Source organism: Allosphingosinicella sp., from assembly GCF_036387615.1.
Classification (GTDB): Bacteria; Pseudomonadota; Alphaproteobacteria; order Sphingomonadales; family Sphingomonadaceae; genus Allosphingosinicella.
The window spans coordinates 52,343-67,131 of record NZ_DASVTH010000009.1; the positions used below are offsets into that span (position 1 = coordinate 52,343).

Below are 14,789 nucleotides of genomic sequence, written 5' to 3' on the forward strand. Positions count from 1 at the left end.
CCATGACCGAGCTCGCACACATCGCCGTCCGTCGCACGGGGTTCCGCAATCGCCGTGAGACGCTGCTGGTCTCGGCCGCGGTCGGGATGGCGCTGGCCCTGATGCCGGCGACCGATGAGGCGCACGCGCAGAATGGCGCTGGCGCGTTCCGGGGAACGCCGAGCTTCGATCCGACCAAGGTCGATATCGTGCGCAGTACGAACACGGACTCGATCACGGTAAAGGTGCCGAGCACCACGATCAACTGGACGGTCGACGATCTGAACTTCCTGCCGCAGGGCGCAAGGGCGTTCTTCCAGAACGATCCGAACCTGCCGAACTTCGTGGTCCTGAACAGGATTGTTCCGACCAACGCAAACAGCCCGATCCAGTTCAACGGCGCCGTCGTCAGCCGTCTTCAGGACTCGACCGGCAGTTTCCGCTCCGGCGGCAGTGTCGCCTTCTACAGTCCGGGCGGCATCTTCGTTGGACCGACGGCGACGTTCGACGTGGGCAGCCTGCTCTTGACCACGCTCGATCCGCTCACGGATGGCAGCGGCAACTTCGTCAACCCGCAGACCGGCAACCTCTCGCTACGGGGCGCGGCGGGGAGCACGGCCGCGGTGATCACGGCGCCGGGATCCCAGATCAACGCGGTTGCCGAGGGCAGCACGGTCGCGATGGTTGCCGCGCAGGTAATTCACCAAGGCGCGGTGCGGGTGAACGGATCGGCCGCGTACATCGCCGCGGAGTCGGTGGACGTCGTCGTCAACAACGGCCTGTTCGACATTAACGTCCTGACCGGCACGCCAGTCGCCAATGCCGTCCAGCATATCGGCAGCACCGGCGGGCCGGCCTCCACGGGCGCGGGCGACAACCAGATCATCTACATGGTCGCGGTTCCGAAGAACCAGGCGATCACCCTGACGCTGCAGGGCTCGGCCGGATTCGACCCGGCGACCAGCGTCACCGTCGAGAATGGCGAGATCATCCTGTCCGCCGGCCACAATGTCAGCGGCCGCACGATCGCGACCAATCCCGTCAACGTCACCGATCCGACCACCGGCCAGCGGATACTCGCCAACGCCGTCGTCAATGGCGGCACCTACTCGTCGGACCTGCGCGCCCGCGCCACCGGTGATGCCGCGGTCCGCACCACCCTCGGCAACGACACCACGTTCGTCCAGGACGTTTCGCTGTTCGGCAGCCAGCGTGCCTTCATCGCGGCGGAAAGCGGACGCACGATCAACGTGTTCGGCAATGCGCTTGTGTCCAACCTGCGCGGCGATGCGCCCGGTTCGACTCAGGGTAGCGGCAGCGTTGCCAATTTCGGCCACGAATCGACGATCCAGGCGACCGGCGCCAACTCTCTCGTCGATATTCGCGGCAGTGCAACCATCGACGCCAGCACACGAGGCACCAACTCCGCCAATGCGACCGGCGGGCGGGCGGAGATCTTCGCCGTAACAGGCCGGGTCGAGGTCGATGGCGCCGTCAGCATCAACGCGGGCGGGTTCGCCGGGGCGACGTTCCAGGGACAGGACGGGCCGGACGGAACCGGCGGCCGCGCCGCTGTGCAGGCGAGCGGAGGCGGTACCATCGCGCTCGGCAGCACCGCCAACGTCAGTTCGAACGGGCTCGGCGGAGTGCGCCAGGGCGGATCCGACAACGCCAGCGGTACGGGGACAGGCGGCACTGCCGTGGTCGAGGCATTCAACAGCGGCAGCGCGGTCACGATCGCCGGCGCGGCCAATGTCGAGGCCGAAGGCCGCGGCGGCCCTTCCTTCACGCCCGGCAATGGCGGGCGCGGCGTCGGCGGCACCGCGACGATCGCTGCTTCCAGCAGCGGCGCGGTGAATGTCGGCACAGGCTCCTCGGTCGGCGCCAGCGGCAGCGGCGGCACCATGTCGCAGGGCGGAGGCACTTCGGGCGGCGACGGCCAGGGCGGCGTGGCGCAGGTCTTCGCGGTGTCGAACGGGACGGTGACATCGACCGGGAACCTGTCCATCACCGCGGCGGGCATCGGCGGCAGCGGCGTTTTCGACAACGGCGGCTTTGGTGGGGCCGGCACGGGCGGGCTCGCGCAGATGTTCGCGGTCGACGGCAGGGTCAACTTCGGGAACGCCACCATCACTGCGAGTGGCACGGGCGGCTTCGGCGTGATCGCCGGTGAGGGTCGCGGCGGCGGGTTCGACACCCCCTCGACTCCGAATTCGACCACGGGCGCGTTCGTTTCTGCGCGGCGGGGTCAAGTGGTTGGGACGGGCCTCACCATCTCCGCGGTCGGCACCGGCGGCGCCGGTGGAGCTGGGCCGGGCGGCATCGGCCGCGGCGGCGATGCGTTCGTGACCGCTTTCAACGGTTCGGTACCGGGCGACAATGTCGCCCAGGACGGGCCGAGCCTGGTCGACATCGACAATGTCACGGTCAGAGCGCAAGGCAATGGCGGCAACGGCGCGCCCGGTGAGGCCGGCGGCGCGGCGTTCGGCGGCGAGGCGGGAATCACCGCGCAAGCGATCAACGGCACCGTTGATGTAGTAAGCGCCGTCATCACGGCCGGGGCACTCGGTGGTCGGGGCGGGGCAGGAACAAGCAGCACGAGCGGTCCGGGCGGGGCTGGCGGTGCCGGGGGAGCTGCGGTCGGCGGCTTCGTCACTGTCGGTCAGGTCAGCGGCGCCACGGACACGCCCAATGCGGCCAAGGCCGGCGCTGCGCGGTTCGGAGGTATAAGCGCCTCCGCCAACGCATCAGGGGGCGCCGGCGGCGATGGCGGCAACGGCACCACTGCGGGAGCGGGCGGACTCGGCGGCAACGCCATTGGCGGCGCGGTCGCCTTGCTTGCGCGCGGCGCCACGCTCACGGTCAGCAATGGAGCCAGTCTGATTGCGTTTGGCAACGGTGGCACAGGAGGGCTTGGCGGCGACGTTCGCGCAGCCGGTGGGCGCGGCGCGGGCGGCTCCGTCGGCGCCTACTTCACTCCCTTCTTCGATACGGTCGCGAATGCCGTGACCACTGCTGGCGCAACGGTTACGATCGGCTCGCTCAACCTCGATACGAGAGGTCTGCGCTCGGTTTCGGTCGGCGCCACCGCCACGACGCAGTTTGATCAAGCCGGTGACGTCCAGCTCGATCTGATCGGCAGCACGGCGAACATTGGCCAGGCTACGATGAACGTGTCCGGCGCGACCGCGCGCAACGCGGTTGCGCTCGGCTTCGATCCGCAGACGTTGCGGGTGAGCCCGACCAACGACCCCAATTACGTCCGCGCCAGTAACGGCGCGCTCACATTCACCACCGCGAACGGCGGTGCGGGCACACTGGACGCAAACCTGGTCGGCGATCTCGAATTCGCGGCGGTCGGAACCGGCACGATCCGGGCGGCGACCCAGATCGACGCGCGCGTATCGGGCCTGCTCTCCTTCACTCACGCGAATGCGCCCGCGAATGCAGTCGCGGTTGCCGCCCCGAACATGTTCTTCACTTCTTCGCGAATCGAAGTCGGTGGTCTGGTCGGCGATGCGGATACCAACTTCATCAGCCTGTTTGCCGACGAGCAGCTGGACTTCCCGGCCGTCTTCGGCGGCGACGTCGAAGAAGCCGGGTACACGCTGACCCGCGCCGAAGCCGCCCGATTGCAGGCTGACGACATATCCATCCAAGTCGACAGAATCTTCGACGACCCCACCCAAACCGAAGTTCTGATCCGCGACCTAACCCTGCAGGGGACGGCTACAGGCGACGGCACGGGCTCCATCGACCTGTTTGCTGACGGCATTGTCCGGATCGAGGGCAAGGTCGACTTCGTCAACGCGGCGGCGACCGACAGCCTAGCGATCGGATCGGACACCAGGCTTGAACTCATCACCCCGACGGGCGGAATCCGCATGACGGCGCCTGACGGAAGCCTGAGCGGCCTCCTGTCGCTGGATTCATCGCGCATCGTGGTGGCGGATTCCACGCTTGCTGCGCAATTGGCTGCCGATCCCAACTTTGCCGGCCGCAACGAGGCGCTGCGCACCAACAACGGACCGGTCAACCCCGCCGGTTATCTGGAAGCCGGCGGCATCATCATCGAAACCGATGGCGAAGCGGGAAGCGAAGGCGTTTACATCCAGAATACGGGAACCGCGACCGAATTCGCTGGGCTGACCGTCGGCGCTGCCGGCCTGTTCATCGACTCCGAAAATGTCGGCCCGATCGATCTGGTCGGCTTTGGCCGGCGCGCCAATGGCGACGGCACCTTCACCACCGGCGACGCCTTTTTCGCGCAGGTCAATTTCGGCACGGCGACGGGCGATCCGGAAGAGCAGCCGACGACCTATACGGCCGCCTCGGAGTTCAACGGCTGCAACGTCAACAACGGCTGCGCGAGTGCGCCTCCGCCGCCGCCTCCGGTGGGCAATGGTGCGTTCGCAGGGACGCCTGCGTTCGACGAAACGCGCGTGACGATCGCGCGCGGCGACGCCCTCGACACGATCACCGTGAAGGCCCCCACGGCGATCATCAACTGGACGCCGACCGACAACCAGGGCTCCGGCCCGATCAACTTCCTGCCGCAGGGCCATACCGGCATCTTCCAGAACGACACGTCGATCACGAACTTCGCCGTCCTGAACCGAATCATTCCCGCGGACGCCAGCCGCCGCGTCGACTTCAACGGCCGTGTCGTCAGCCAGCTGCGCGACGCGTCCGGCAACGTCACCGGCCCGGGCGGCACCGTCGCCTTCTACGCGCCAGGCGGGATTTTCGTGAGCTCGACCGCGGTGTTCGACGTCGGCCGGCTGCTGCTCACCAGCCTCGATCCGTTGACTGACGACAGCGGCAGTTTCGTTGGCGCGAACGGCCTCATCCGGCTGCGCGGCGCATCGGGCAGCACCGTCCCGATCATCACCGCGGCGGGATCGCGGATCAACGCGCTTTCGGAAGGCAGCTGGGTTGCATTGGCCGGGCCGCGGCTTGAGATCGGCGGCGCTGTACGCGTCAACGGATCGGTCGATTATGTCGCCGCCGAACAGGTCGACCTTACGCCGGGGCTCAGCGTCGGCGTACTGGCCGGAACGAGCGTTTCGGCGCCGCTCGTTCACACCGGCTCGACCGGCGGGCCGGGAAGCAGCAGCTTCGCCGACAATCATCGCATCACGATGGTAGCGGCGCCAAAGGACCAGCCGATCACCGCGACTGTTTCCGGCACCGTCGGCTTCGACGCGCCAACAGGGACGGGCGCCCGCGATGACGCGATCGTGCTATCGGCGGGTTACAACGTTGGCTCGGCTTTCATGGCCATGTCCGGGGAGCCTGCCCAATCGCCGATCCCGCTGTTCGGCAGCCAGCCAGTGGTTGCAACCGCTGCCAATTTCTTGATCCCGGGCGGCAATTTCACCTCCAACGTGACCGGCCGCGCGACCACCGACTTCCTCGCCGCCAGCGACACCGCAACGCCGGACTTCAGCGGCGACGTTCGCATTCAGGGCGGCTCACGCGCGCACATCGCGTCGCGCGTCGCCGGCGAGACCCTCACGATCGGCGGCAACGCCTTCGTGATCGCGAACGCGTTCAGCCAGGCGAGCAACAGCGCCGGCGAAAGCCAAACCGGCGGCCAGGCCTTGTTGTACGCCCAGAACGGCGGAACGCTCGCGATCGCCGGCAGCGCAACGGCGGCGGCGGATGCGCGTGCGTCGGGCAGCGCGGCGGCTCCGGCGATCAGCACTGCCGGCCAAGCAGTGATCTTCGCGCGGGGCGGAACCGTCACGATCGGTGGCGCCGCCACCGTGAGCGCGACAGCCAACCCGACCTTCGGCGGCGGAGCGGATGTGGTCGGCCCGACCGCAATTGGCGGACAGGCCGGACTGGATGCGAGCGAGTCCGGCACGCTCGCCATTGCCGGAGCCGCGACAGTCGAAGCGAACGGGTTCGGCGGCTTCAACACCGGTTCCGGCAACGGCGGGGTCGCTTCCGACGGAACCGGCGGGAGGGCGTTGATCTCCACCAACGCGGGCGGGCAATTGTCGATCGGCGGCGGTGCGACCGTGCGCGCCCAAGGTGTCGGAGGCGGCGTGAACGGCGCGGCTCAGGGCGGTGTGGGAACCGGCGGCAACGCTTTCATTCTGACCACTGCGGCCGGCCAGGCGAGCCGCGCGCAGTCGATCACCATTACCGGACCTGTCGTGACGGATGCGAGCGGCCGGGGCGGGGGGCAGATTTCCACTCAGCCGGGAGCCGGGGGTGCCGGGGTTGGCGGCAGGACCGTGCTGTTCGCCCCCATCGGAACGTTGACGGTGAACGGCAGCGTCTCGGCCGTGGCGACGGGAACGGGCGGCACGGGGACTGACGGCGGCAGGGGCACCGGTGGCCAGGTCGAGGTTACGGCGCTCGGGGGCGGGGTGATCGGCTTCGGCGCCGCGACTCTCAACGCCTCCGGCTTCGGGGGCATCGCGAGCGACAATGCTGGCAGCGGGGCGGCACAGGGCGGGAACGTCGTGGTCGCCACGCGCGGCACGGCTGGCGGGCAGATCAACGGCGGCGACGTCATCATCTTCGCCGACGGCATCGCGCAGGCGGCGAGCGGCGGCAGCTCGGATTCGGAGGCCCGCGCCGGCAGGGGCCAGGTTGACGCGGACACGGGGAGCGTCACCTTCCGGACGTTGGAGATCAGCAGCGACGGCATCAGCAACGGCAGCGGCGCGGCTTTCGGCGGTACCGCGCAGGTCCTCGCCAATGGCGGCGCGATCAGCATCACCGGTCCGGGCCTCAACACGCTTTCGGCGCTGAACCTCACCGCGATCGGCACGGTGAACGTCAATCGGTCCGGCGTGGACGGCGGCGACGGCACGGGCGGACTCACCACCGTTGTCGCGCAGAACGGCGGCACGGTCGACGCGCAGCGCATCTTCCTCAATTCCAACGGTCGCGGCGGCAACAATACGGGCGGCGGCGACGGCATTGCCGGCAAGGGCACGGGCGGAACGGCGCGCGTGCTGGCGCTCGCCGGCAGCACGGTCAGAACTGCGGCCTCTGTTGCGACGGACGTCTCGACCGGATCGCTGCTTGCGGGCGTCTCGGGCAATGGCGGTACCAATGTCAGCGGCCAGCGCGGTGGCGACGGGCAGGGCGGCACGGTCGTGATCGGCGCGAACGGCGGTACGCTGTTCGTCGGGCAGAACATCTCGACCAATGCGGGCGCTTCCGGTGGCTCGTTCGTCGCCACCGCGCCGGTTGTGACCACCGGCGGCAACGCGACGGGCGGATCGGAAACCGTTTTCGCGCAGGGCGGCGGCACTCTGACCGTCGGCTCGACCATCGGCATCAGCGCCGCCGCCCAGGGCGGCGCGGGATTTGGCGCGGGTAACGGCGGCAGCGCGACCGGCGGTTCTTCAACGGTTGCGGCCAATGGCGGCACCGTGCGGATCCGCGGCGATCAGGCCCAAGCCGACCTGGTGGCCGGTTCCTTCGTTCGAGCCAACGCCACCGGCGGCGCCAGCAGCGGCGGTCAGGCGGCAACCGGAGCGGGCGGCAACGCGACCGCCGGACGGGCTCAACTCGTCGCCATCAATGGCGGCACCATCGAAGCGGCGCCAAACGTCACCAATACGAGCATCGGCACCTTCACCGTCAGCGCGGTCGGAACGGGCGGGGCCGGCAACACCGGGGGTGCCGGCGGCGCCGGACGGGGCGGCCTCGCTTTGGCGAGCGCGACCGGCGGGAATTCGACTCTGCGATCCGTGGCGGTGGATGCAAGCGGCGTCGGCGGCGCTGGCGCGACCGGCGGCTCAGGGCAAGGCGGCGCCAATACCGGCGAGGTCTTGAACCCGAACGGCGGCGCCTTGATCGCCGCGCGTGACGGGCGGCTGGTCGCCGCATCCGCGACGGCCACCAGCAACGGCACGGGTGGTGCCGGCTCAACGGGAGCCGGTGGCTCCGGCACTGGCGGCCAGGCGGGCGCCACGGCGTTCAACGCCGCCAATGCCACGACGGCCAATGCGAGCGTCATCGATATCGACACGGTGACTGTCTCCGCACTCGGCCAAGGTGGCTCGAGCGGCGGCGGGGCGGCCGGCGCCTTCGGCCGTGGCGGCGAGACTTTCCTCGTCGCCGAAGGCATCAGCGGCGCGCTCGCGGTCGACACGGCCGACCTGCGTTCGAGCGGAACCGGCGGCCAGGGCGGCGCCGGCGCCGCTCGCACCGACGCTGCGGGAGGAACCGGCGGCGCCGGTGGAGCCGGCATCGGCGGAATCGTCTCGGTCGGCCAGATCAGCGGCGCGCAGGGCGGAACGGCGCCCCGCAACGGGCAGGCGCAGATCGGCGCGCTCACGGCTGCCTCCAACGGCACCGGCGGGCGCGGCGGCGCCGGCGGGACCGGCACGACCGGCGGCGCCGGCGGCGCGGGCGGCAACGGCCTTGGCGGCTCGGTGACCCTGTTCGCGCGCGGCGCGCGGCTCAACGTCACCTCCGCGCAGCTCACCGCCAACGGCACCGGCGCGCTCGGCGGCGCAGGCGGCGGCAGCGCTGCGACGGGTGCGACCGGGCGCGGCGGCGGCGGCCTCGCCTTTGCCGATTTCGGTCCCTTCGCGGGGACGAGCGACCCGGCCAACGTTACCGTCGGCTCGCTGACGCTGACCGCGAACGGCAGCCGCGTGTCCGGGGACAACGCGACCGCGAGCGATCTTTACGGCGAAACGCGCGTCAACCTCTCCGGCGGGCCCGCGTCGATCGGGACGCTGTCCATGACGGCGACCGGCGGCGCCGGCCCACGCACCCTGGCGGCCTTGGGGGTGACGAGCGCCCCGGTCGGCGACTCCGCGGGCGCGAGTTCGATCCGGGCCGATCGCGGCACTCTGACGCTTGGCGACACCAATGCGAATGTTTCGGGCAACCTCAACTTCGCCGCCGTCGGATCGGGCTCGATCCGTTCGACCGGCACCATCACCGCAACCTCGGGTGGAACGGTGGCCCTCAGCCACGAGACTCCTGGGACCGACTCGGTCACGTTGTCGGCGCCTCGTATCAACCTAACCTCGGCCAATATCGACATCGGCCAGGGCGCGTTCCTCGGCGTCAATGGAACGACAACGGGGGTCAACCTGACCGCCGTCCCGAACGGCCGTCAGGTCGTGATCGGAGGCACCGAGGAAGGACAGGGCTACACGCTGACCCAGGCCGAGATCGGCCGGATTCGCAGCGCGGCGTTGAACTTCGCCACCGCGGCGGCGGGCAGCGACCCCAATCGCGGCGCCGATCTCCTGATCAGGGCGCTGACGCTCAACGGCTCGGCCGCAAACGGCTTCTCGACCGTCACCTTCACCACGCCCGGCCGGGTCCGTGTCGAAGGCGCGGTCGCGGTCAACGGCGCGGCGGCGACCGACCGGGTTGCCATCACCGGCACCGAGCGCCTGGAGGTGATCACGCCCACCGGCAGCATCACGATGCGTGACGCCAGCAATCAGCTCGGCGGCATCCTCCAGCTCATGTCGGACAATATCGCGGTGACCGATAGCGCGCTCGCCAACCAACTCGCGGCCAATCCCAACTTCGAGGGCCGCGACGCCGCGCTTCGAACGAATAACGGTGCGGCGACCCCAGCCGGCTTTATCCAGGCCGGCGGCGTGCAATTGCTCAGCGGCGGCCGCATCTTCGTCCAGAATACGGGCACCGCGACCGAGTTCGCCGGCCTCACGGTCGGCGGCGGCGGACTCCTGATCGGACGGATGACGCCGACCCAGAATCCGGGCGGCGGAACCGGCGGCGGAACGGGTACCCCAACCACCGGCTTCTCCTTCACCGGGACGTTGCAGACGGCAAACGAAGTGCTGTTCTTCGACTTCACCGTCTCCGGCCAGTCCAACGTCACGCTCCGCTCTTATTCCTATGCGGGTGGGACCAACGCGCGGGGACAGTCGATCCCGGCCGGCGGCTTCGACCCGATCCTCGCTTTGTTCGACGCAGCGGGCGCGCTGGTGGGGCAAAATGACGACGGCGGCAGCAACGTCCCGAGCGACCCGACAACCGGTCTCAACTTTGACGTGTTCCTGCAGCGCTCGCTCGCGCCTGGCAATTATCGGGTTGCCGTGTCGGTTTTCCCGAACTTCGCGGTCGGGCCGAACCTCTCGAACGGCTTCCAAGGCGCCACCACTCTGAATGGCCGCAGCGCGAACTTTGCGTTCGACGTGCTCGGCGCGACATCGGCGACCGGGCCGGGTCAGTCCCAACCGCAAACCCCGGTGACGGTGGTCGCGTTCGGCCGCCAGCAGAATGCGGACGGCACCTTCACCGGCGGCGCGGCGCTGTTCGAACGGCTCGGCTTCAACAGCGCGGATGCGAGCGCCAACTTCACGAGCGGATCGAGCTTCAACAATCTGGCCATCGGCCAGGCGGTCCCCGTGCCGCCGCCGCCGCCGACGCCGCCTTCCGCTCCGCCGCCGGTCTCCGGATCGGAAGTGATCCTCGGGCCGATCACGGGCGCGACTTCGGCTGCCGCGGCGCAGGATGATGGCGATGGCGATGGCGGGCCGGGCTCCGGCTTCGGCGCCGGGTTCATCGGCATCGTCGACACCGGCCAGATCGCCAACGAGTCCCTCATCGAGGATCCCGTCGCCAGCGGCGGCGACTCGACCCTCTGGACGGACGGCGAAGACGACGACGCTTGCGACACGCCGGGCGGGATCCGTTCCGCCGGCACGCCCTGTTCCGCCACCGGCGGTGCTCCGGTCAGCGAACCCGAAGGAAACTGAGCCATGAACTCCCTCACTCCCATCCTCGCTGCCGGCGTGGCGGCGTTCGCGCTCACGCCAATCGCCGCCGCCGCCGCCGAGCCGCCGATCAGCCTGCAGGACAGCTTCCGGATCGGAACCGGGGCCGGCGTGCTCTGCTCCGCGCAGGTGGCAGGTTCCGACAAGGGGATCGGTGACATGTTTGACCGCGCTTACGCGGTGACTTGCCGCGATGCCTCGGTCCCGGTTGGGCGGCTCTACGCGCTGAAGCTGCGCGGTGAGGATCCGGCGGCCAGGCTGGCCGCACTGCGCGGCGAACAGGCGGCGTGCCAGCCTGCGCAGTCGCAGCAGGTCGAGGGACTGGGCGCGGCGGAGGTGATAAACTGCACGCTCAAGAACGCCGACGTCGGCTACCGCGCCTATGCAGTGCGCAATCGCGGCACGCTGTACGTGGCGGAAGGCTTTGCCGGCTATGACAGCGCACTGCGTCTCGGGCTGCGCACGATCCTCGCCGATAAGCCGGTGGAAGGCGAGATTTCCGTTGCTCTGACCGAGGCGGGCGACTCCGCATCCTTTGCTCGGGTGCAGGCCGGCACGCTGGATCCGCAGCGGGCGCTCGCCGAAGCCTATCGCCGCAACAATGCCGGCAACTACGCCGAATCCGCCGAATTCTTCGCCACTCTACTGGGCGGGGAAGGCGCGAGCCAGGCCGAGGCACTCGCCAACGAAGGCCTGCAGCAATCGAACCTTGGCAATTACGCCGAGGCGAACAACCGCTTCGAACGTGCGGCGACGATGGTCGGCAGTGATCCGGTGCTGACCCGAATGCTCCGCAACTACCGGACGATGCACCTGCTCAACCAGCGCCGCACCAAGCTGGCGGTGACCGAACTCGGCCGGGCCATGCCGCGCTATCAGGCGCCAGGATCGACCTCGATCGGTCAACTGGTCATCGACAAGGCCACGGCGGCGCAGCTCAACGCCGACGCCGGCGTCGGGCGGCAGCTCGGCGGCACCGGGGGTGGTCTGCTGCCGGAAGAGAAGGCGCTGATCCTCGATGCGCAGGCGCAGTATCTGCGCGGCACGGCGCAGCGCCTGCAAGGGCAGCCCACGCAGGCGGCGGCGTCGATCAACCAGGCGCTAGGCCAGCTCGCGTCCGTGCGCGGCGGGCGGGTCGCCTCGACCGTATGGATGCGAGCGCAGCTGATCGGTGAACTCGCCTCGATCGCGGAGCAGGGGCGCAACCTGCCCGAGGCCGAGCGTCAGCACCGGGCCGCGATCGCCCTCCTCGAGGCTTATTATCCGACCTCCGTCGCGCTCAGGAACACGCAGGCGCGGTTCGCTTCCTACCACGCGCGCACCGGCCAGACCGAGTCGGCGCTTGCCCTGTTCAAGCAGATCGTCGACACCAACGCGGAGGATGCGTCCGCATCGCCCGCGCTGCGCGAAGGGCTGTCGCCCTATTTCGCGCTGCTCGCCGCGCGCGGCGATCAGCCGCAAGCTGTCGCCGACATGTTCAAGGCGAGCCAGATCCTGATCCGCCCCGGGGTCGCGCAGACGCAGGCGGTGCTGGCGCGCGAGCTTTCCGGCGGCAGCGGCGAGGCCTCGCGCCTGTTTCGCCAGGCGGTGACCTTGACCCGCGACATCGAACGCAATCGCGTCGAAATCTCGCGGCTGTCGGCGCTGACCGAGCCGACACAGGGCGATGCAGCGCGGCTCGCCGAACTCCAGGCCCGCAACGCGGCGGCCGAGCGCGACCAGGTCGCGACGCAGGCCAAGCTCGCCGAATTCCCAAGCTATCGCGTGGTTTCGAGCGGCGCGCTCAGCCTTGAGGACATCCAGAAGGAGCTCCGCGCCGGCGAGACCTACTACAAGATGGTGATGACCTCGGATGCCGGTTACGGCATGTTCGTCACGCCGACGACCGCGCGCGCCTATAAGCTCGGCGTCACTCCGCGCGAGCTCGACAGGCAGGTCGATGCGATCCGCGACAGCATCACCAAGGTCCAGGACGGTCAGATCCAGACCTTCCCCTTCGACGTGGTTCGCGCGCAGAAACTCTATGCGGCCTTGTTCGAGCCGGTGGGCGCGGAACTTGCGTCGAGTACGCACCTGATCTTCGAACCGGACGGTGGCATGCTCCGCCTTCCGCCCAACCTGCTGGTGATGGATGGCGCCGGCGTTGCGGCCTACCAGGCGCGCGCCAAGCTGTCGGAGGACAATGCGTTCGACTTCACCGGTGTGAAATGGTTGGGCCGCGACCGCGATGTCAGCACGGCCGTCTCAGCCCGCGCCTTCCGCGACGTGCGCCGCGCAGCGCGCTCGGCGGCCAAGAAGGACTATATCGGTTTCGGCCAGAATGTGGTGCCGGCGGGCGAGGTTCAGGCCGCCGCCGCGACGCGAAGCGCGGCCGGAGGCGCTGCGACCTGCGAATGGTCGATTGCCGAGTGGACCCGCCCGATCGACCCGGACGAGCTCTACTCGGCCAGCCAGATCGTCGGCGATAGCGGCTCGCAGATCGTGACCGGCGAGGCCTTCACCGACACGGCGATCAAGCGCCGCGAGGACCTGTCGCAATATCGCATCATGCATTTCGCGACCCACGGCCTCGTAACCGCGCCCCGCCCCGAATGCCCGGCGCGCCCGGCGCTGATGACCTCGTTCGGCGAGGGCGAGTCCGACGGCCTGCTCAACTTCGCGGAGATCTACGACCTGAAGCTCGACGCCGACCTCATCATCCTGTCGGCCTGCGACACCGCCGGCAAGGCAACGGTCGCGGCGACCCGCGAAGCGGGCCTCACTACCGGCGGCGATTATGCGCTGGACGGCCTGGTCCGCGCCTTCGTCGGCGCCGGCGGCCGCTCGGTTATCGCCAGCCATTGGCCGGTCCCGGACGATTTCGACGCCACCAAGCGCCTCATCACCGGCCTGTTCCAGTCCCCCGCCGGCACCGCCACCGCCACCGCGCTGCGCAATTCCCAAATCCCGCTGATGGACGCGCCCGACACCTCGCATCCTTATTACTGGTCCGGCTTCGCCATCATCGGCGACGGCTCCGCCCCGGTCATCGCGGCGGCGAAGCAGGCGGAAGCAAGCGGCGGCGGGGAGAAGGTCGCGCGGCGGTAATCACAGCGTCAAGGCCCCCGCATAGCCCGTCAATTCCAGATACCCCCGCCCGCCGGGCGTGGTCACTGCGCCTTCCCAGTAGGTGGGCATGCCGGGGCCGCCGGTGAGTTCCTGGGTGTCGAACAGGGGGCGGAGAGGGAAGCGGCGCTCGCCATCCGGTAGGCGCACGATGAACTCGGCTTCGACGGGGTAGAGCGCGCCGTTCGCCGGCGAGCGCCAGCGGCGGCGGGGGATGAAACGGACTTGATCCGGGCCGAGCGCGACCTGCGAGCCGTCCGGACGGCGGAACGTGCCGCCGGCATAGATGGGGCCGCCGCCCTTGCCGCGCACCTGGAAGGCCATCAGCGCAGCCCCGTCGTCGAGGTTGATCCCCGCCCAGTCCCAGCCGACCGCATTCTCCGGCAGCAGCGTGGAGGACCATTCGCGGTCGAGCCAGGCTTCGCCGGTGACGGGCACGCGCTTACCCGCCCGCAGGATCGTTCCGCTGACCTTCAGGTGCGGCATGGAATAGTAATAGCTGGCTTGTTCGGGGCGTGGGCCCTTGCGGGAATAACCGCCTTGGCCGTTGGCCATGGCTGGCTGGCTGGGCTGGAACGCAAGATCGAGGGCGAAGCCGCGCGCGGGAACGGAAGTCCGGAAGCTGCCGTCCGGGCGGCGCGCGAAGCTCCAGTCGAGCAGGCGGATCGCGCCGTCGGCGGTCGCGGCTTCGGCGATCCCGAAGCCTTGGCGGGCGACGCGCTGGTCGTGCTGGAGCTTGCCCGTCGCGGCGTCGGACAAGGCGGCATGGGCGAAGAGGACCTGGCGCGGGGCGAAGGCGCTGGGATTGGCCGACGCGATCGCCGGGCGCGAGCGGAAGAAGGTGACCTGGAAGCCGAGCGGCTTGCCGTCGGGATCGCGCAGCCAACCGGTGACGTACCACCATTCGGTGCGGAAATCGGGATGGGAGCCGTGATCGCGCGGGAGGCGGATCGCGATGTTGGG

3 protein-coding genes are annotated in these 14,789 nt (G+C 69.5%); 2 read left to right on the forward strand and 1 reads right to left on the reverse strand.

What is annotated here, in order from left to right; all coding sequences use genetic code 11:
- Positions 1 to 2 precede the first annotated feature (2 nt).
- Together VF631_RS01630 and VF631_RS01635 are read left to right on the forward strand one after the other, a co-directional pair.
- Positions 3 to 10,703, forward strand: coding sequence for a beta strand repeat-containing protein (locus VF631_RS01630; protein WP_431848516.1), 10,701 nt, complete (start codon positions 3 to 5; stop codon positions 10,701 to 10,703).
- A 3-nt stretch (positions 10,704 to 10,706) separates the two neighbouring features.
- The gene (locus VF631_RS01635) at positions 10,707 to 13,808 is read left to right on the forward strand and encodes a CHAT domain-containing protein (RefSeq protein WP_431848517.1); all 3,102 of its coding nucleotides are present in this window, start codon (positions 10,707 to 10,709) and stop codon (positions 13,806 to 13,808) included.
- On the opposite strand, the gene VF631_RS01640 is transcribed toward VF631_RS01635, so the two are convergent.
- A partial coding sequence (locus VF631_RS01640) for a lipocalin-like domain-containing protein (protein WP_431848518.1) occupies positions 13,809 to 14,789 on the reverse strand: 981 nt, incomplete at its 5' end.

Excerpts from the sequence above, each read along its gene's own strand:
- VF631_RS01630 (WP_431848516.1), top strand. The coding sequence starts at position 3 with ATGACCGAGCTCGCACACATCGCCGTCCGTCGCACGGGGTTCCGCAAT.
- VF631_RS01635 (WP_431848517.1), top strand. The coding sequence starts at position 10,707 with ATGAACTCCCTCACTCCCATCCTCGCTGCCGGCGTGGCGGCGTTCGCG.